The sequence below is a fragment of the Flavobacterium sp. Root420 genome, assembly GCF_001427905.1.
Lineage (GTDB): Bacteria > Bacteroidota > Bacteroidia > Flavobacteriales > Flavobacteriaceae > Flavobacterium.
Genome location: NZ_LMEF01000032.1, coordinates 278311 through 299306, shown reverse-complemented (window position 1 = coordinate 299306; position 20996 = coordinate 278311). Strand labels below are relative to the sequence as shown.

At 33.1% G+C, this 20996-nt stretch carries 19 protein-coding genes and 1 pseudogene; 10 read left to right on the top strand and 10 right to left on the bottom strand.

The window, feature by feature from the left end:
* The 4 genes and pseudogenes from ASC72_RS21715 to ASC72_RS21700 all read right to left on the bottom strand — a co-directional run.
* Positions 1-337: pseudogene (locus ASC72_RS21715) on the bottom strand (transposase); the annotation flags it as partial.
* Between the two features lie 364 nt (positions 338-701).
* Positions 702-1042, bottom strand: a 341-nt coding sequence (locus ASC72_RS24675) for a transposase (protein ID WP_241775773.1), incomplete at its 3' end; no start/stop codon positions are given.
* A gap of 31 nt (positions 1043-1073) precedes the next feature.
* A partial coding sequence (locus ASC72_RS24880; RefSeq protein WP_371258476.1) for a hypothetical protein occupies positions 1074-1141 on the bottom strand: 68 nt, incomplete at its 3' end.
* A gap of 284 nt (positions 1142-1425) precedes the next feature.
* A complete protein-coding gene (locus tag ASC72_RS21700; protein ID WP_056195885.1) occupies positions 1426-1680 on the bottom strand; it encodes a type B 50S ribosomal protein L31 in 255 nt (84 codons plus the stop codon).
* A 249-nt stretch (positions 1681-1929) separates the two neighbouring features.
* Between ASC72_RS21700 and ASC72_RS21695 the strand changes: the two genes are divergently transcribed.
* The 5 genes from ASC72_RS21695 (at position 1930) to ASC72_RS21675 (ending at position 8110) form a co-directional block, all read left to right on the top strand.
* Complete coding sequence (locus tag ASC72_RS21695) at positions 1930-2460, top strand: DUF4199 domain-containing protein (RefSeq protein ID WP_056195882.1); 531 nt, start codon at positions 1930-1932, stop codon at positions 2458-2460.
* A gap of 8 nt (positions 2461-2468) precedes the next feature.
* Positions 2469-3416: a glycosyltransferase family 2 protein gene (locus tag ASC72_RS21690; RefSeq protein WP_056195880.1), complete on the top strand. Its 948-nt coding sequence runs from the start codon at positions 2469-2471 to the stop codon at positions 3414-3416.
* A 139-nt stretch (positions 3417-3555) separates the two neighbouring features.
* Complete coding sequence (locus tag ASC72_RS21685; RefSeq protein WP_056195877.1) at positions 3556-5283, top strand: phospho-sugar mutase; 1728 nt, start codon at positions 3556-3558, stop codon at positions 5281-5283.
* Between the two features lie 179 nt (positions 5284-5462).
* Positions 5463-7292 carry an ABC transporter ATP-binding protein gene (locus ASC72_RS21680; protein ID WP_056195875.1) on the top strand — a complete coding sequence of 610 codons (1830 nt, stop codon included), beginning with the start codon at positions 5463-5465 and terminating at the stop codon, positions 7290-7292.
* A gap of 116 nt (positions 7293-7408) precedes the next feature.
* Positions 7409-8110, top strand: a complete 702-nt coding sequence (locus ASC72_RS21675) for a DUF2971 domain-containing protein (RefSeq protein ID WP_056195873.1) — start codon at positions 7409-7411, stop codon at positions 8108-8110.
* Between the two features lie 191 nt (positions 8111-8301).
* Here ASC72_RS21675 and ASC72_RS21670 read toward each other — a convergent pair whose 3' ends face one another.
* The 3 genes from ASC72_RS21670 to ASC72_RS21660 form a co-directional block, all read right to left on the bottom strand.
* On the bottom strand, positions 8302-9024 hold the full coding sequence (locus ASC72_RS21670; protein WP_056195871.1) for a hypothetical protein: 723 nt from the start codon (positions 9022-9024) through the stop codon (positions 8302-8304).
* Between the two features lie 154 nt (positions 9025-9178).
* The gene (locus ASC72_RS21665) at positions 9179-11638 is read right to left on the bottom strand and encodes a TonB-dependent receptor plug domain-containing protein (protein ID WP_056195869.1); all 2460 of its coding nucleotides are present in this window, start codon (positions 11636-11638) and stop codon (positions 9179-9181) included.
* An 11-nt stretch (positions 11639-11649) separates the two neighbouring features.
* Complete coding sequence (locus ASC72_RS21660) at positions 11650-13332, bottom strand: M23 family metallopeptidase (RefSeq protein ID WP_056195915.1); 1683 nt, start codon at positions 13330-13332, stop codon at positions 11650-11652.
* Between the two features lie 179 nt (positions 13333-13511).
* On the opposite strand from ASC72_RS21660, the gene ASC72_RS21655 reads away from it, so the two are divergent.
* From ASC72_RS21655 to rny, 3 genes are all read left to right on the top strand, one after another.
* On the top strand, positions 13512-13802 hold the full coding sequence (locus tag ASC72_RS21655) for a hypothetical protein (protein ID WP_026984115.1): 291 nt from the start codon (positions 13512-13514) through the stop codon (positions 13800-13802).
* A 6-nt stretch (positions 13803-13808) separates the two neighbouring features.
* The gene (locus ASC72_RS21650) at positions 13809-14102 is read left to right on the top strand and encodes a cell division protein ZapA (protein WP_012022231.1); all 294 of its coding nucleotides are present in this window, start codon (positions 13809-13811) and stop codon (positions 14100-14102) included.
* 208 nt (positions 14103-14310) lie between these two features.
* Positions 14311-15873 (top strand): ribonuclease Y, encoded by a 1563-nt coding sequence (gene rny / locus ASC72_RS21645; protein WP_056195867.1) that lies wholly within the window; start codon positions 14311-14313, stop codon positions 15871-15873.
* A gap of 273 nt (positions 15874-16146) precedes the next feature.
* On the opposite strand, the gene ASC72_RS21640 is transcribed toward rny, so the two are convergent.
* From ASC72_RS21640 to ASC72_RS21630, 3 genes are all read right to left on the bottom strand, one after another.
* Complete coding sequence (locus ASC72_RS21640) at positions 16147-17673, bottom strand: PAS domain-containing sensor histidine kinase (protein ID WP_056195865.1); 1527 nt, start codon at positions 17671-17673, stop codon at positions 16147-16149.
* A 142-nt stretch (positions 17674-17815) separates the two neighbouring features.
* A complete protein-coding gene (gene xerD, locus ASC72_RS21635) occupies positions 17816-18712 on the bottom strand; it encodes a site-specific tyrosine recombinase XerD (protein WP_056195862.1) in 897 nt (298 codons plus the stop codon).
* A gap of 79 nt (positions 18713-18791) precedes the next feature.
* Positions 18792-19367, bottom strand: coding sequence for a porin family protein (locus tag ASC72_RS21630; protein WP_056195858.1), 576 nt, complete (start codon positions 19365-19367; stop codon positions 18792-18794).
* A gap of 500 nt (positions 19368-19867) precedes the next feature.
* Between ASC72_RS21630 and ASC72_RS21625 the strand changes: the two genes are divergently transcribed.
* A complete protein-coding gene (locus tag ASC72_RS21625; protein WP_056195855.1) occupies positions 19868-20428 on the top strand; it encodes a porin family protein in 561 nt (186 codons plus the stop codon).
* 131 nt (positions 20429-20559) lie between these two features.
* Positions 20560-20973, top strand: a complete 414-nt coding sequence (aroQ, locus tag ASC72_RS21620) for a type II 3-dehydroquinate dehydratase (RefSeq protein ID WP_056195911.1) — start codon at positions 20560-20562, stop codon at positions 20971-20973.
* Positions 20974-20996: the final 23 nt, after the last annotated feature.

Sequence of the window (20996 nt, the reverse complement as noted above, 5' to 3'; positions counted from 1 at the left end):
TTCTTTTTTTCCAGATAATCATAGTTCTCTTCACTGCCGTAACCTGCATCAGCTGTTATTTCTTCCAGCTTTTTAAAGATTTTTTTTCCATAAGTCTGTTCAAAATTCTCCAAGTGAGGCTTTAATGTTTTGGTGTCRGTCGGATTTTGGTGGATGGTATAGTGAACAATAATCTGGTTYTGGGTGGATATCTGTGTATTRTAAGCGGGCTTGAGCTGMCCGTTKMGCATATGGTCTTCTTTCATACGCATAAAAGTAGCCTGGGTATCGGTTTTGCTGTAACTGTTTCTTTCTCCCAGGATAGCTTGCTGTTTTTCATACTTTTCCAGATTGGCCGNGCATATGGTCTTCTTTCATACGCATAAAAGTAGCCTGGGTATCGGTTTTGCTGTAACTGTTTCTTTCTCCCAGGATAGCTTGCTGTTTTTCATACTTTTCCAGATTGGCCGYAAAATTATTTTTTATATAGCGCAATTTGGCTTTTGCCCTGGAACTGGYCTTKTGGTTACCTGAGAGTTTGGCATCTATTTTAGCTACTGTTTTCTCAATGACTTCCTTACTGATTTCCTTGAACTCTGTAGGTTCMGGATTGGGRTCRTCYTCATTGTCTAAACTTTGGGCATAATCCCATAACTCTTCAAGCTGGGTGAGCATTTTGGCTTTGTTGGTTTTGATGCTGTTGCCCCATACAAAAGTATATNTCATTGTCTAAACTTTGGGCATAATYCCATAACTCTTCAAGCTGGGTGAGCATTTTGGCTTTRTTGGTTTTGATGCTGTTGCCCCATACAAAAGTATATCTGCCCGCCTGGGCTTCTATCTTGGTGCCATCGGTATAGATTTGTTTTAGATTAACAAGGCCTTCTGATGCCAGCATYAGCACCACCTGTTTGAAAATTTCCTTAAAGCTGTCTTTAAGTTTATCGCTCCTAAAACGGTTAATGGTATTATGATCCACAACAGTCATAGAAGTAAGCCACATGAAATTGATGTTCTCACGAAGGGCCAATTCAATTTTTCGTGACGAATATACATTGGTCATATAAGCATACAACATCACTTTGAGCAGCATNAGCCACATGAAATTGATGTTCTCACGAAGGGCCAATTCAATTTTTCGTGACGAATATACATTGGTCATATAAGCATACAACATCACTTTGAGCAGCATCTTTGGATGATAGCCYGGAGCACCTTCTTTGCTGTAGGCTTTTAAAAGGGGTTGGATATTAATAGACTCCACAACCTGGTCAACTATGCGAACCGGGTGTTTCTCCGCAATCAGATCATCAAACCTTGAATCTCATATATAATCAGCTGTTAATCACTGATTAAATATACAAAATTGACCAGAAAAAAACAAGCCTAAAAAAAATAGCTGCCTCAGTTTTGAGACAGCTACTTTGTATGAATAAAAAACAGCTATTAGTTTTTAGCGTGTTTTGCATATTTAGTTTTAAATTTATCAATACGTCCTGCAGTATCGATAAGTTTAGATTTACCAGTATAAAAAGGGTGAGATGTTCTAGAAATCTCCATTTTTACAACTGGATACTCAACTCCGTCAACTTCAATTGTTTCTCTTGTATCTGCAGTAGATTTAGTGATAAAAACTTCGTCATTTGACATGTCTTTAAATGCAACTAATCTGTAATTTTCTGGGTGAATTCCTTTTTTCATCTTTTCTTTTATTTATTGTTTAGAGCATTTTTATTTTGAAGCTTTTCCATGGTTAGAAAAAGGTGTAAACAAAAGGATACTCTTTTTTGTTTAAAAATTTAATTATTTTTGAGTGTGCAAATTTACAATTCTTTTTTAATAAACAAACATTTAGCTCATTTTTTTTAGCAAAATTCAAAAAGCTTTTTTTATCTGCGATTATATCGGGAATTGCTATATTTGTGGATTAATTTTAAAACATATAGAAATATGATTAATGAAGTTATAAAAAAGAACGGGATTACTTACGGTGTAATGATTGGAATTGCATCTGCTTTAATAACTGCAACTATCTATGCGGTTGATTTAAATTTATTCACCGCATGGTGGATGGGATTAATAGGAATCGCTATCAGCTTAACTATTTCTATCATTTTACTTTCTAAAACAAAGAAAGAACTAAATGGCATTTTTAGCTTTAAAGAAGCTTTTACTACTTATTTTATTGCTGCAGTAATCGGGATTCTGATTTCTACTCTTTTTAATATTATTCTATTTAATGTTATTGACCCAAGCGCAAAAGACACTTTAAGCGAATTGATGATTAAATATACTGTTGGAATGATGCAAAAATTTGGCTCACCAGCTTCAGTTATTAATGAAACTATTGCAAAAATGAAACTAAGCAATCCTTATTCGACTTTAGAATTATTAAAAGGTTCTGTTTTTGCGATCGTAATTAGTGCAATTTTCGGTTTAATTTTCGCAGCATTTTTTAAAAGCAAAACTACACAAGAATAAAAAAATAAATGAATTTATCTATACTTATACCGCTTCTAAACGAGGAGGAATCACTTCAGGAACTCTATTCGTGGATTATTAAAGTGATGCAATCTAACAATTACTCTTATGAAATCATTTTTGTAGATGATGGAAGTACGGATGATTCCTGGAATATTATTGAAAGTTTTTCAAATGAAAATCCGAATGTAAAAGGAGTTCGTTTTATGAAGAATTTTGGAAAATCACAGGCATTGCACGCGGGTTTTGCCAAAGCAAAGGGCGACGTCATTATTACAATGGACGCCGATTTGCAAGACAGTCCTGATGAAATTCCGGGATTGTTTGAAATGATTACCAAAGAAAAATTTGATTTGGTTTCAGGTTGGAAAAAGAAACGTTACGATTCTGTCGTGGCAAAAAACCTTCCTTCAAAATTATTTAATTGGGCTGCCAGAAAAACTTCAGGAGTTGAATTGAATGATTTTAACTGCGGATTAAAAGCATACAAAAACACCGTTGTAAAAAACATCGAAGTATCCGGCGAAATGCACCGATACATTCCGGTTTTGGCAAAAAATGCCGGTTTTAATAAAATTGGAGAAAAAGTTGTAATTCATCAGGCCAGAAAATATGGGGAAACCAAATTTGGTATGGATCGTTTTATCAACGGTTTTCTTGATTTGATTACAATCTGGTTTTTGTCAAGATTTGGAAAAAGACCAATGCACTTATTTGGTTTATTAGGATCGATTATGTTTATGATTGGATTTTTATTAGCTTTATACTTAGGAATCGACAAATTATTTATCCATAAAACAAGCCGTTTAATTACAGAAAGACCTCATTTCTATTTATCAATTACATCCATGATAATAGGGACGCAATTGTTTTTGGCAGGTTTTCTTGGTGAAATTATTTTGAGAACCAAAAGTAATGAAGCACGTTATAAGGTGGCCCGAGAGGTTAATTTTTAACGTAAATCCCTAGCCCTGACAGTCCCGAAGGCTCGGGAGTAAAATTCTTTTATGCCCGCCGCGGCGGACACAAAAGACTGGAAGGACAGCAGGAAATAGCTCCATAAAATTATTATTTAAATATAAAAAGATACGAACGATGAATATAGCACCTAATATATTGAATGCTGTAAACGAATGGCTGACCCCTACATTTGACAAAGAAACACAAGCGGCAGTTAAAGAATTAATGACAACGTCTTCTAAAGAACTTGAAGAAAGTTTCTATAAAAATCTTGAATTTGGAACTGGTGGAATGCGTGGTGTTATGGGCGTTGGAAACAACAGAATTAACAAATATACACTTGGAAAAAACACTCAGGGTTTATCTGATTACTTACATGAAGTTTTTCCAAACCAACCTTTAAAGGTTGTTATTGCTTATGATTGTCGTCATAACAGCAATACTCTGGCAAAAGTTGTTGCTGATGTTTTCTCTGCAAACGGAATCCATGTTTATTTATTTTCAGATTTAAGACCGACTCCCGAATTATCATTTGCCCTTAAACATTTAGGCTGCCAGTGTGGAATTGTTCTTACAGCTTCGCACAATCCACCAGAATATAATGGATACAAAGTATATTGGCAAGATGGTGGACAAATTGTTCCACCGGAAGACGCTGCCATTATTAATGTAATTGAAAATTTAGGTTACGATAAAATTAAATTCAATGCAAACGAAAGTCTGATTGAATATATTGATACTGAAATCGACAAGGCTTTCATTAAATCCTCTATAGAAAATGCCAGTTTTAATACTCCGGCTGAGGCGAAAGATAATTTACAGATTGTATTTACTTCATTACACGGAACTTCTATAAAATCTATTCCAGATACATTATCTCAGGCAGGTTATAAAAACGTGCATATCGTACCGGAACAAGCAATTCCTGATGGGGATTTTCCAACAGTAAAATCTCCAAATCCGGAAGAGCCTGAAGCTTTGACAATGGCTTTGGCTTTGGCTGATAAAACAAACTCAGATATCGTTGTTGGAACAGATCCTGATTGTGACCGTTTGGGTGTTGCCGTTAGAAATAATGATGGTAAAATGATTTTGCTTAACGGAAATCAAACCATGATTTTGATGACTTCTTTCTTATTGAAACAATGGAAAAAAGCCGGAAAAATTGACGGAAAACAATTCGTTGGTTCTACAATTGTTTCTACTCCGATGATGATGGAATTAGCAACAAGTTATGGCGTTGAATGCAAAGTGGGTTTGACAGGTTTTAAATGGATTGCCAAAATGATTAAAGATTTCCCTGAACTTCAATTTATTGGAGGTGGCGAAGAAAGCTTTGGGTTTATGGTTGGTGATGCCGTTAGAGACAAAGATGCCGTTGCTGCTACCTTATTAATTTGTGAAGTTGCTGCTCAGGCAAAAGCTGCCGGAAGCACTGTTTATAAAGAACTTTTACAGCTTTATGTTGCACATGGTTTTTACAAAGAATATTTGGTTTCATTGACTAAAAAAGGAATGGAAGGTTTACAGGAAATTAATCAGATGATGATTGATCTGCGTGAAAACCCTTTGAAAGAAATCAGTGGACAAAGAGTAATTATGGTGGAAGATTACCAATCGTCAGTTGCTTTGAATTTATTGACTGGTGAAGAATCTGCGATGGACATTCCGAAATCAAATGTATTGATTTACTATACGGAAGACGGATCTAAAATTTGTGCAAGACCAAGCGGAACTGAGCCAAAAATTAAATTCTACATTAGTGTAAATGCAGAATTAGAATCTGTTCAGGATTTTGATGCTACTGAGAGTTTCTTAGATGAAAAAATACAAAATATCATTGCAGGAATGCAGTTGAAATAGAATATTATATTTCAAAACTTTACAATTGTGCAGACATTGTCTGCACAATTAATATTGCCTCAAACCTTTGATTAATTAAAACAGAGGACTAAGTTTTAAATTTCCGGCTTAACTAAAAATTATTGCTGGAAAAACTCGAAAGAGCCATTGCCATAGCAGAAAATAACATCAAAAAATAAATGAGTAATTTCAAAAAAATAGTTCCTTTTATATATCCGTATAAAAAATACGCATTTCTAAACATCTTTTTTAATGTTTTGTATGCACTTTTCAGTACACTTTCGTTTGTGTCGTTAATTCCTATGATTCAGGTTTTATTTGATCAAACCAAAAGAAACACAATTGAACCTGTTTATGCAGGAATTTGGGAAATTAAAACATATGCTGAAAATTATTTAAGTTATTTCATTACCCATATTACAGATACTTATGGTGTTGGATATACCTTAGGAGTTATGGTAAGCGGAATTATATCAATCTTCTTATTAAAGAACTTAGCCGATTATTTAGCTATGTTTTTCATCAATTTTCTTCGAAATGGAATTTTGAGAGATATGAGAAATGCATTGTATAAGAAAACGCTGGAATTACCTTTGGCTTTTTATTCAGAAAAAAGAAAGGGTGATGTGATTTCCAGAATTTCCGCAGATGTTAATGAAGTTCAAACTTCATTTCTAGCTATTTTAGAACTTATCATCAAAGAACCTTTAACTATTATTTTTACGATCGCAACTATGTTTGCTATTAGTGCAAAATTGACTCTTTTTGTTTTTATTTTTATTCCGATTTCCGGGTATTTAATTTCATTAATTGGAAAACAGCTAAAAAAACAATCTTCAAAAGCACAACAAGAACAAGGACAATTTTTATCTACCATTGAAGAAACTATTGGTGGGCTGAAAGTGGTAAAAGGATATAATTCTGAAAATTATTTCAATAACGTTTTTCAAAATTCAACAGAACGTTTTTTCAAACTATCGAATAGTATTGGAAATCGTCAAAATTTAGCATCACCCGCAAGTGAATTCATGGGAATCACTGTAATCGCTATTTTGCTTTGGTATGGAGGTCAAATGGTTTTAATTGATAAAACCCTGGCAGGAGCTTCATTTATTGCCTATATGGGATTGGCTTATAATATTCTAACACCTGCAAAAGCAATTTCTAAAGCTTCATACGGAGTAAAAAGAGGAAACGCTGCAGCTGAACGTGTTCTTGAAATTTTAGAGCAAGAAAACACTATTACCTCAAAAGATAATGCGATCGAAAAAACATCTTTTGATGATAACATTAGCGTTCAAAACATCAACTTTAAATATGAAGATGAAACGGTTTTAAAAGACTTTTCTCTTCAGATTAAAAAAGGACAAACTGTGGCACTTGTTGGACAATCCGGAAGTGGAAAAAGTACCATTGCGAATTTACTAACCCGTTTTTACGATGTAAATGACGGAACAATTTCAATTGATGGAGTCAACATCAAGGATATGAATTTACAGTCGCTTCGCGGTTTAATGGGGTTAGTTACACAAGACAGCATTTTATTTAATGATACGATCAAGGCTAATATTGCCTTAGGAAAACTAGACGCTACAGATGACGAAATTATTGAAGCATTGAAAATTGCCAACGCTTTTGAATTTGTAAAAGAATTACCTTTAGGAATCTATACCAACATCGGTGACAGTGGAAACAAACTTTCCGGAGGTCAAAAACAACGTTTATCTATTGCCAGAGCGGTATTGAAAAATCCGCCGATTATGATTTTGGATGAAGCAACATCGGCATTGGATACAGAAAGCGAAAAATTTGTTCAGGTAGCCCTTGAAAACATGATGCAAAACAGAACTTCGATTGTTATCGCACACCGACTTTCAACCATTCAAAAAGCAGATGTTATTGTAGTTATGCAAAAAGGGAAAATCGTTGAACAAGGAACGCATGATGAATTAATTGCACATAACGGAACCTACAACAAATTAGTAACGATGCAGTCTTTCGAGTCTTAAAAAGATTAAAAATAAAAAACTCATTTACACAGATTAAGGAAATATTAAACTATATTTAATTTCTTTAATCTGTGTTTAATTTTCTAACTTTATGTAGATTATTTAATTTTCTAAAAATGTATCTTAATAATCCAAACATAAAACTTCCTGATGATCCCGATACTGTTGTTTGGAAGTATCTTGACTTATCTAAATTTCTTGATTTATTATTGTCTAAGAAATTATTCATGTCACGTTCTGACAAGTTCGAAGATCAATATGAAGGCACGTTTAGCGAACCCACTTTTGAAGAGATTAGAAAACTGGCTGCAGATAATCCTGACTTTTTAAATTACTATAAAACACATCGCGAAAAAGTAGCTATAAGCAGCTGGCATATCAACGAATATGAATCGTATGCCATGTGGCAAATTTTCACTCAAAACAGCGAAGGATTAGCTATTCAGTCCACGATTGGAAGATTACAGAAAGCATTGAAGCCGGAAAATAATTTTGACCAGTATATTGGTGAAGTGAATTACATTGACTACAAAAAAGAATATATTCCGTTTGATGATTTGTTTTTCCCTTTTTTGTTTAAACGAAAGAGTTTTCAGTACGAACGTGAAGTCCGTATTATTACAGACACCTCAAAAAGCACAATCAAACTAAATGACGGTTTAAAAATCAATGTTGATATTAATCAATTGATCGAGAAGATATACATTCATCCAAAATCAGAAAACTGGTATAAAAAACTGGTTATTGAATTAGTAGAGCGTCTGGAATTTGGTTTTGAAATTGAGAAATCAGATTTGGAGAGTGATATTTTGATTTAGATTTTTTAAAAGTTGCTAAGGCTCTAAGACACTAAGATGCTGAGTTATTTTTGCCACAGATTAAAAGAATTAGAAAGATTTTTTTGTAATCTAAAAATTAAAAGCCATTTGAAAATATAAATTTTCAAATGGCTTTTTTATGTATAAAGATTTAAAGCCTTAGAAGCTTAGCATCTCAGTACCTTAGAACCTTAAATAGGTTTATAATTTTTAATTTCCCATTTTTTAGCGTTTAAATCAATGTAGTTGTAATGCAAAACATCGTTTTTATCGAATTGTCCATTTTGGTTGGTATCTTCAATAGTTCTAAAATAAATACGATTTTTAGATTCAATCAAACTCCAATCTACTAACTCCTGAAGATCCGGTGAAACTTTAGTGAAATTTTCTCCACTAATATCACTTAAATACAATGTTTTAATATCACCTGTGTCTATTTTTCCATCTTTATTGGTATCAGAATCAGTTAAAGTGTAGACCATAACTTTGTTCAAAGTATGATCTGCAACTGCTTTTAAATAAGTAGCCGTTAAAATTAAAATTGGCTTATCAGAAAGAGGACGAATAGAATCTGAGTCAACTTTTTGAAATTTCAGATTTTGCAAATAACCCGTAATTTCAAATTCGCCCAGGTTTGAAATAGTAAAACTAACATCATTTACACTCGATGACCCGTAACGTGCTTTTGTTCCTCTTTCAAAAACCCTCAAATCTCCAACCGGATGAATTAAATAATTTGTTCCTTCCATCTGAATTGGCAAATCAGCTACTTCTATTTGCGTAGAATCTGTTTTAGCCACCACTTTTGCCTTATTTGAAGCATCATAAATTACTTTCGGCTTCTGAGCATCGTCTTTACAACTCACTACTGATCCGATGATTACTAAGGCGATATATTTTAGATAGTTTTTCATTTATGCTAATTATATTGGAATATCAAATATAGTATTTTTGATTGTATTATTTATTGTTATTGAATTTTCTCAAAATGGCAATATACTCTTAATTTTTAAAACGCAAGAAACTCTTTTCTTATTGCCGAAGTTCATTTTTAACTTCATTTATCCCTTACAATTTCGCATTAATTTTTACATTAAAAACTCTCGAAGTCATATAATTCGGAATCGCATATTCATTTTTAGAGTACACATCTCTAACCCAGGTATTGGTAATTGCGTTTTGATTATTGAAAAGGTTGAAAATTTCAAATCCAACCGATAATTCTTTAAAACCTTTCAACCAGTTTGCTTTAGCAGTTTTAGTAGTACTGTCAACAAAAACTTTAGCAAAACCTACATCTGCCCTTCTGTAGTCGTTTAGTCTGTTCTGATATAAATATGGATCTGAATATGCTGGTGCACCTCCTGGTAAGCCAGTATTGTAAACTAAATTCAAATATAATTTCACACTTGGAATATTCGGCATATAATCCTGAAACAACATGGCAAACTTCAAACGTTGATCGGTTGGTCTGGAGATATAGCCTTTGTTTTCGTAGTTTTCCTCTGTTTTCAAATAACCAAAACTCACCCAGGATTCAGTTCCCGGAACAAATTCTCCGTTCAGTCTAAAATCTAAACCCTGAGCGTAGGCTTTTGCATTATTATTGGCGACATATCGAATCCGGACATTGTCTATTGAATAGACATTTACATCTGAAAGTGATTTATAATAGAGTTCAGTAACCCATTTAAAAGGGCGATTCCACATTTTAAAGTTATAATCATTACTCAAAACAATATGCACTGATTCCTGAGCTTTCACATTCGGATTCACAACTCCATTTATATCTCGAAGTTCTCTATAAAAAGGCGGCTGATGATATATTCCCCCAGAAAGTCTGAAAACCATATCCATGTTCCAATCCGGTTTAATTGCAAACTGAGCGCGCGGGCTAAAAACAATTTGATTTTTGCCTTCAACTGCTGCACCAGAAACATTCCAGCTCTGAAAACGGGCACCAACATGATACCAAACCTCATTAGAGCCAATATCAGTTTTCTGATTCCATTGTGCATAACCTGCAATTCTGTTTATCGTATTAAAATTTGTTGCACGAACATCCTGATAAGGTAAAAGTGGCCCGGTATAAGGTTGATAAGGCTGATTATTTTTTGGCAGAATAACCAAAGGAGGATTTATAGAAAATCCCGCCGAATCAATTACTTCCCACTCTATAACCCTGTCACGAATGGATTCTCTTGTATATTTTAAACCAAATTCTAGCTGGCTGTCATTTTTCCATTCCTTAAAACCTTTAATTTCAATATTTGCAATTAAAGCATCCAAATCATTTCTTGCGTGATTGAGTTGAGAACCAATTCCACGAGTAAAATCAATTGCCTCAGGTTCTCCTTCAGTAGTAACATTTCCTAATCGGTATTGTGCCAAAATATCAAAATGTTCCTTTTCTGTTGTATGAAATAAGGAACCGATTAACTTTAAAGTAAAATCCGGAGAAACTTTATAAGTAGTTTTAAGTGCTCCAAAATAAGTATCGTATTGATCTTTCTCTTGCCCCTCATAATAAACATTCAGCTCCATTGGCTGGTCTATCGTTCCAAATCTGGTTTCCCGCGTTAAAGGCTGATATAAATACTTATTCTGAGAAATATTTCCTAAAAAACTCATTTGCCATTTTTTAGAAATATCATAAGTTATATTCGTTTGAATATCAGCAAAAGTTGGGGTATAATTTGTTTCTGTATCTTGACTATTAACAAGCAAACTATTATTTCTATAACGAACTCCGGTTACTGCAGACCATTTTTTATTTTTAGAAACCAAATCAACTGCGGCACTTGCGCCCAATAAACTGACTTCAAAAGCAGCACCAAATTGTGTTGGTTTTCGATAGGTAATATCTAAAACAGAGGATAATTTATCCCCAAATTTAGCTTCAAATCCTCCTGCCGAAAAATCGACATTCTGAACCAAATCGGTATTTGTAAAACTTAAACCTTCCTGCTGTCCGGAACGAATTAAAAACGGACGATAAACTTCGACTTCATTTACGTAGACTAAATTTTCATCATAATTTCCACCCCGAACTGCATATTGTGTACTCAATTCATTATTAGAATTTACTCCTGGTAATGTTTTTAAAATATTTTCGATTCCTGCATTTGCTCCGGGAATCTTTTTGATTGTCGCAACATCTATTGTCGTGATTCCCTGAACACGTTTTTTGCTTTTAGAAGATACAAATACTTCTCCCATTTGTTCTTCAGAATTGCTCATTACCGGATTAAAAACGAAAACTTCATTCGGTTTTAAACTCACCGTAAGACTCATCATTTTTAAAGAAATATGAGTAAAAATCAAGGAAACTTTTTTATGCGAAGGAATTTCAATTTCAAAAAAACCATTTGAATCTGACTGCGAAACATTTCCCAAAGCTGCAATATTTACATCTGAAACCGGCCGGTTTTCCTGATCTAAAATAATACCTTTTACATGAGCATTCTGAGCAAATGAAACACAGCTGCAAAGAAAAAGGAAAACAAATATTAATTGACGATGGCTCAAATGTTGTGGTTTTATTTTGGTTGGCTTCTAAAAAAATGAGTTTCAAAGATAGCAGAATTACCCACATTATCAATCACTTCAATTTTTAAATCATTTGCTCCTTCAGCTAGTAAGGTATCATCAAACTTGTGCGTTATTTTTCTGGTTTTATTATCATATTCAAACAAAACCCAATTTCCGTTTAAATATCCGTTGTACGATTTAATTCCGGACAAACTATCGCTTATTGTAAACTGAATTGTTTTCATATCGCTGATCCATTTATCCTGAATTGGCTTTGCAATCTTAATAATTGGAGCGATCGTATCGAGTACCAAACCAAATTGCCCCAGAGTTTTAGATTTCGCTGTAAAAACATCATTTTTCCTTGTCGTTGCATTATAACTGCCGCTTCTTCCTATAAAAACTTTGTCTCGTAAGGCTTCTGAATAGGTACTATCTTTTATTGTAATCGTAAAATTGGAATGAACCGGAACGACATCGTCATGAATATAGATTTTGTTATTCTTTACATCAAAATTCAAATTAAAATCATCATAAAATGTTCCTGCTGGAAAAAACACTGACATATTATCTTTTTCAAAATTGTAATCTTTATTGGCTTTTATAAAATATTTAGAAGTCACCGGTTCTGCATTTATAAGCGGCGTTTCGATATCATATTCAATTGGAACCGTAATTGCGCTTAAATTTCCAAAATAATCTGAAACTTCAATTCGATAAGTTGAGGCTAAATTCGGCTCGACCGGAATAATTCCACGAAGCGAATCGGTTTTTATAATGCTCAGCGCAAAAGGTGTTTTCATGAAAAGCTTTTGAATACGTTGTCCTGATTTTTTATATTTAGCATAATCAATCAAGGCATTTACATAGCGCATTTCATCAAACGAATAAGTATTAAACTGATAATTATAATTTTGATTTCCGTTAACGAAAGTCGATACGTTAAAAACTCCATTTTTATTTCCCGAGACATCATCAAAATCAACCGTATTAATTCCGAAACCAATTTTTCCATTTGCTTTTACCTTACTTGCCAGGTAGGTTCCGTCTTTTTGAAGGGAGAGATTCAACAATAAAGGCTGATTTGACTGATTAACTGTTGTATTATCCATTGGATAGACATATAAACTAGAAATCGTAGGCTTTTTAGTGTCTTTCATGTTTTTATCAAATCCGAAGAACATCGGATTAATCACAAACTCCGATTTTGTATCTCTGATTTCAAAATGCAAATGTGGACCTTCAGACGAACCCGTATTACCAGAAAGCGCAATTATTTGTCCTTTTGTCACAGGCAATTCACCTGGTTTTGGAAACATTTCAATTTCGAATGCTTTTTCCTTATAATGTGTTTGCAGAACATAATTCTGAATATCACCCATTGTCGTTTGCAAGTGTCCGTATACCGAAGTGTAACCATTTGGATGTGTTATGTAAATACATTTACCGTTACCAAAAGTCGAAATTTTTATTCTTGATACATATCCATCTGCTACTGCGTAAACATTCAGTCCTTCCTTTTGATTGGTTTTTAAATCGAAACCCGCATGAAAATGATTCGGTCTCAACTCACCAAAATTACCCGATAGCTGCATCGGAATATCTAGTGGAGGATCAAAATAATCTTTGGGATATTGAGCCTGAGCAAAAATAAACTGGCAAAATAATAGGGTAAGTACTGAAAATCTCATAAGCAACATTTTTGCTAAGATAAAAAAATAACAGGCGAAAACCGATCAGAATAAGACAAAAATACAATTGATTGAATTTCATTTATTTGTCTATTTTTAATGCAAAAAAATCGATAAAAAATTGCATTAATAAAAAGGAATACTAACTTTGTATGATTAAGTAATGAATAGGATTTATAATGAGTGTAATTGCCGAAATAATTGATACTCTTGAATATAAAGTCGAAAAGCTTTTTGAAAAATCAAAAGGCCTGGAGAAAAACAATCAGGAATTACGATTACAATTAGCCAAAGCTGCGCAAATCATCCAGAAACAATCTGAAGAAATGGAGGCTTTGAAAAAGCAATATGATACACTTAAAATAGCCAATTCGTTGCTCGGCAGCGACAATAACAAGAGAGAGACAAAGCTTAAAATAAATTCATTAATTCGCGAAATTGATTACTGTATAGCACAACTATCAGATTAGAAAAACATGGACGGAAAGCTTAGAATTAAAATATCAATTGCAGACCGCGTTTATCCGTTAACGGTTGAACCCGCTCAGGAAGAAGGACTTAGAAGTGCTTCTAAAAAAATTGATGCTATGATTAAGCAATTCGAAGAAAGTTACGCGGTTCGTGACAAACAAGATGTATTAGCTATGTGTGCACTGCAATTTGCATCACAGGTTGAACAAAAACAAATTGATAACGCGATCGATGGCGAAGAGACCATCGAAAGAATTAAAAGATTAAATTCGCTATTAGATCAATATCTCGAAAATTAAACGTTCTTTACAGAAACTAAGATACTGCCTACATTAGTTCACAATTGGTAAACTCAACACTAACAATTTAGAATGAGCAAATCGTCGCTACTATAGTATGCCATGCTTCGGCTTGGAAACTTGAACAGTGAGTTAGCTCAAAACTTGTCTTTACGAGTTTATTCAAGCAATTAATGTAGGCTTTTTTTATATATAAATTTAAACAAACATGGACATCATAACGATCATTATTTCAGGTATTATAGGTATTACAGCAGGTTTTGGAATAGCTAAAATTATCGAAAAAAGTAATATTTCTAATCTCATAAAAAACGCAAAAAAAGAAGCAGCTTCCATTTTAAAAGATGCTAATTTAGAAGCAGAAAATATTAAAAAAGATAAAATCCTTCAGGCAAAAGAACGTTTTATCGAATTGAAAGCCGAACACGAACAAGTTATTTTGGCCAGAGACAAAAAAGTTGCTGAAGTAGAAAAAAGAGTTCGCGATAAAGAATCACAAATATCAAATGAGCTTTCAAAAGCTAAAAAAGTAAATGATGATTTCGAAGCTAAAACTTTAGAATACGATAACAAAATTGAAGTTTTAGACAAAAAACAAGCTGAAGTTGACAAACTACATAAAAGCCAATTACAACAGCTAGAAGTAATTTCAGGGCTTTCTGCTGAAGAAGCAAAAGAACAATTAGTGGAAGGCTTAAAAGCTGAAGCTAAGAGTAAAGCTATGTCTCATATTCAGGACACTATTGAAGAGGCAAAACTTACAGCGCAACAAGAAGCAAAGAAAATTATCATCAATACGATTCAAAGAGTTGGAACAGAAGAAGCAGTAGAGAATTGCGTTTCTGTATTTAACATTGAATCAGATGATGTAAAAGGTAGAATCATTGGACGTGAAGGTCGTAACATTAGAGCTCTTGAAGCTGCAACCGGAGTTGAAATCATTGTTGATGACACACCGGAAGCTATTATCCTTTCTTGTTTTGATCCTGTACGTAGAGAAATTGCTCGTTTGTCATTACACAAATTGGTAACTGACGGACGTATTCACCCGGCAAGAATTGAAGAGGTTGTTGCTAAAACAGCTAAACAAATTGATGATGAAATTATCGAAGTTGGTAAGCGTACAGTTATTGACTTAGGAATTCATGGATTACATCCTGAATTGATTAAAGTTGTAGGTAGAATGAAATACCGTTCTTCTTACGGACAAAACTTATTACAACACTCAAGAGAAGTTTCTAAACTTTGTGGTATCATGGCAGCCGAATTAGGTTTAAATGTAAAATTAGCTAAAAGAGCTGGTTTACTTCACGATATTGGAAAAGTGCCGGATACTGAAAGTGATTTACCTCACGCTTTACTAGGTATGCAATGGGCTGAAAAATATGGTGAGAAAGAAGAAGTTTGCAATGCAATTGGAGCTCACCACGACGAAATCGAAATGAAATCATTATTGTCACCAATTATTCAGGTTTGTGATGCTATTTCAGGAGCAAGACCAGGAGCAAGACGTCAGGTTTTAGATTCTTATATCCAACGTTTGAAAGATCTTGAAGAAGTAGCTTACGGATTTACAGGTGTTAAAAATGCTTATGCAATTCAGGCTGGTAGAGAGCTTCGTGTAATCGTAGAAAGCGAAAAAGTTTCTGATGATAATGCAGCTAACTTATCTTTCGAGATTTCACAAAAAATCCAGACTGAAATGACTTATCCAGGTCAGGTTAAAGTAACAGTAATTAGAGAAACCAGAGCAGTTAATATTGCGAAGTAATCTCCTTTCCTTATAAAAACAACAAAGGCTATCTTAAAAGATAGCCTTTGTTGTTTTTATATTTTGGCATTCATCCGAAACCTGTGAAGTCCTATAAATGAAAACTAAATATTTCTTACGTCAGTGAAATTCTCCTTATTTCCATTATAGCCCGAGATTTTAACCTTGGGATTACGACTATGATAATGTTTGCGTCCCAACGGTTGAAACACCGTTGGCTATGTTTATATAAAATGGTATCCGGTTCAATCTCTACCGCGACACTGTCAGCCCTTAAAGATCACTAAATACAATCTTAAAACTCGTTCCCACTCCTACTTGGCTTTCAACAGAAATACTTCCTTTCATGGCCTCTATTTGATTTCTGGTAATATATAACCCAATTCCGCGTGCTTCTTCATGTTTATGAAAGGTTTTATACATACCAAATAATAAATCGCCATGCACGGCCAAATCTATACCCAAACCATTATCTGTAATTTTTAATGATTTTTGACCTTCAGGTTCAATCGCAAAATCAAAAACAACAATTGGATCCCGATCCGGATGAGCATATTTAATAGCATTTGTGGTAAAATTCAATAAAACACTCTCAAGATACGCAGGATTAAAATTAATAGTCAAATAATTCGGGACATTATTTACAACCGTAACATTCTTCTGTTTATCATACCCTTTTATCGTTGTTATTGTTTTTTCTATGTACTCGCAAAGTTTCAAAGGAACAACAGCAATATTAATATTGCTTTGCGTTTTTACAATTTGAGTTAAATTCGAAATAGTATCATTCAAATCATTAGAAACCGTTCTTAAATGTAATAACATTTCGTTAATAGTTTGCTTATCTACATCGGCATCAATAAAGTCTAAAATTGATTTTATATTTCCTGCCTGCGTATTTAAGTTATGTGAAACTATATGCGAAAAATTTAGCAAGCGGCTATTTTGGTCACTATATAATTTCATCGTTTTTACGATCTCTAACTCTTTTTCTTTCTGCAAAGAAATATCTGTATGCGTTCCTAACACACGCAATGGTTTTCCGTTTTCATCTCGTTTAATTACTTTTCCGCGATCCAAAATCCATTTATAATTACCGCTTGAAGTCATTACACGATGGTAATTTTCATAATAAGGTATTTTATTATCAAAGTGTTCCTGAATATCGGAGTAATATTTTGGAAGATCATCGGGATGAACGATTTTATCCCAACGCTCAGGATCATCAAAAATATCTGTTGATTCTAATTCCAGAATTTTAAGTGATAATGAAGAATAGAAAACCCTATTAGTAACCATATCCCAGTCCCAAATACCAACTGTTGACGCATCAAGAGCAAACTGGAATCGCTCTTCAGAAATACGTAATTTTTCTTCCTTATCCTTCAACTCGGTAATATCAGAAACATGCCCAAAAAAGCTAATACTATCACTGTCAGCAGAAAACTTTTCGGTTTTAGATGAGATCTTAAACCAACGCAAACCTTTCTTTGGCAAAACTGCTCTGAATTCTACTTCCCAGGGTTTTACTTGCTTACGCGCTTTAACTAAAGATTGAAAAAAAAGTTCCCTGTCAGAAGGAAAAATTCTGTCGTATATAATGAGTTTAATATCATTTGTAAACTCTGCAGCCGAAATCTCGAAAATATCATCAGCAGATTTACTGACAAGTGGAAAAGAGTAATTATTGTTTTTGTCTATTATAAACTGAAAAAGTAAATCGGGCATTTCGGCCAACAATTTTTTATAAAAATTATTAACTTCCAGGCAATCCTCATTCTCATATAAATCAAAAACCATATAATACTTTTTATGTAATTTGAATGATTAAATCATTTTTAAATCAAAAAGATGCAGTTAGTCGATAATACCTGCATTTAATAGAAAATAATCATACAAGATATTAATTTTTTAAGATAAAAAAGTGTCCCTCCGGAAAAAATTATTTTCTGGGATGAAACGAATGCATGACTTCTTTTAAAAAACTTCTATCCAAATGCACATAAATTTCAGTAGTTGTAATCGATTCATGACCCAGCATTAATTGAATAGATCTTAAATCAGCACCATTTTCTAATAAATGGGTTGCAAAAGAATGACGCAAAGTATGCGGACTAATATTTTTTTTAAGACCTATTTTTACAGCCAAATCCTTTATAATCGTAAAAATCATGGCACGTGTTAATTGATTCCCTCTTCGATTTAAAAACAGAGTGTCTTCGCACCCTTTTTTAATCGTTACATTACCTCGAATTTCATTCTGATAAATCTGTATGTATTTTTGTGTCAATTTCCCAATTGGAACAAAACGCTCCTTATTTCCCTTTCCTGTTATTTTTATAAATCCTTCATCAAAAAACAAATCAGAAATTTTGAGGGAAACGAGTTCTGAAACCCGGAGCCCGCAACCGTATAAAGTTTCCAGCATTGCACGATTTCGTTCGCCTTCATTTGAACTTAAATCGATTGCTGCAATCAAAGCATCAATTTCCTGAACCGCTAAAGTGTCCGGTAATTTGCGGCCTGTTTTAGGAGTTTCAATTAATTCCAAAGGATTATCAACTCTATAGTCTTCAAAAACCAAATAATTAAAAAAACTTTTTAATCCGGAAATAATGCGCGCCTGAGAACGTGGATTTACTTCTTTTGAAACTGCATAAATGAATTGCTGTACCGTTTCATCAGTAATTTTTAATGGAGAAACTTCGATTTTATTTACTTCTAAAAAAAGACAAAGGCGTTCAATATCGAAACCATAATTTTCGATCGTGTTTTTAGACAAACCTCTTTCGATTCGCAAATACGATTGATAATCTTTTATGTATTTGTTCCAATTCATATTTACAAAGTAAGTGATTTTTAGGCATAAAAAAACCTCCCTGAATTAGGAAGGTTTTTAAAATATCTTTTTACAAACTTTAGAATTTATATCCTAAAGTCAATGCTAAAACACTATTTTTTGGACTATCAAAATACTCATCAACATCATCAGCATCATAATCCGCGATATTAGATAAACCTACAGTATAACGAAGGTTCACAGAAACATTATCTGTAAAATTGTATCCAGCTCCAAAATTAAATCCAGTATCTACAGATTTAAAACTATCTTTAACATCATCACCTTCAGTTTTAGCTGACACTAAAAATCCTAATTGTGGCCCTGCTTCTACAGTAAACTGTTTTGTAATATAAAATTTAGCCAAAACAGGAATATTTATGTAATTCAATTTAGTATCAAAATCACCAAAAGAATCCTCCAGCTGAGCTCCTTGTGTCGAAAACAAAACCTCTGGCTGAATAGCTAATCTTTCAATAATTTTAATTTCGGCAAAACCACCAAGCTGAAAACCTACCAAAGATTTAGCATCGTCATAATTTCCTCCTGAAAAACTTGTTACGTTAAGACCTCCTTTTATTCCAAACCTTGTTTGTTGAGCATTTGCCAATCCAAATGTCATTACTGCAAACGCAATTAAAAAAATTCTTTTCATTTTTATTTGATTTTGAGTTAAAATTAATATGTCAAATATAAAAATTTACTTAATAAAAAAAATAATTGTTTTTAAATAAAAAAATACGTAAAAGCTATAAAAATCTTACTAATATAAAAGCAGTACTAAAGCTATTTATCTTTTAAAACAAGACTAGTGGGCATTTTAAAAAAAACTAAGGCACACTAAAAATACTTAAAATTTCATCAAAACCAGCCTGTATAATACTTAAGTTTTTCACAAATTAAATTAATTAAGTAAAAATTTACTTATTAAAAACAAATCATTAAAGTTGAAAAAACAATAGAAAAAGACATTTTAATATCCAAAATTAAGACACTGTAAAACAATATTTTAAACTGATTTCACAAACAAAATTCATCTAAGTCACTAATTAAATCAGAATTTTATTAATTATTTAATCTAAAATATAAAACAATAAAATATAAAATCTGTAGTTTTAACCTGTAGAAAACAATTTTTAATTTAAAAAAACAATTATGAAAAAGATACTTTTAGCAGCTGTACTGTTCATTGCAACATCAGCTACAATACAAGCCCAGTTACTACAAATCGGTGTTAAGGCTGGGGTAAATTTCGCTAGCCAAACTGGAGATGCATCCATGCAAGGTGTAGCATTTGACAAAGATGGTATCACAAGTTATCATGCAGGTCTTGTTGCAGAAATTAAGTTGTTAGACAAATTTTCTGTTCAGCCAGAACTTTTATATTCTACACAAGGAGCAACTTACAAAAATGCAGTTGACGAATTTAAAAATGAACTTGGGTATTTATCTATTCCGGTAATGGCTAAATTTTACTTAACTGATTCATTTAGTTTAGAAGTAGGACCACAAGCTTCTTTTCTATTAAGCGAAAAAAATGACTTCGATGTAAAAGATGCAGAAACATTTGAATTTGGACTTAATGCAGGAGTTGGATTTAAGATTACAAAAAACTTTTTCGTTCAGGGACGTTACGGTTTAGGATTAACAGAAGCTTCTAAAAATGCAGACGTTAAAAATTCAACTGTACAAATTTCAGCTGGATTCATGTTCTAAAAAGAATATCACATAGTTTTATAAAAACCGTTCTATTAATTAGAACGGTTTTTTTATTTTTACACTCTTGTGAAATGTTTTCTGTAAAGTGTAAAATGAATTCAAATCACTTAATAAAACTTAAATTACTTATGAAAATCTGCATCATCAACGGACCAAATTTGAATCTTTTAGGAAAAAGAGAACCGGAAGTTTACGGAAGCCAAACTTTTGAAGATTATTTCGAAAGATTGGAACATAAATTTCCAAACGTTGAACTTTCATACTATCAAAGTAACATTGAAGGCGAATTGATTGGAAAAATTCAGGAAGTTGGTTTTACATTTGATGGCATCATTTTGAATGCCGGGGCGTACACACACACTTCTATAGGTTTAGGCGACGCTATGAAAGCCATTACAACTCCAGTAGTCGAAGTCCACATTTCGAATACGTATGCACGCGAAAGCTTCAGACACCAATCGTATTTGTCAGGAAATGCAAAAGGCGTAATTTTAGGCTTTGGATTAAAAAGCTATGAATTAGCGATTCAGTCTTTTCTGTAAATATAGAAGGTCTTCTTCCTAAA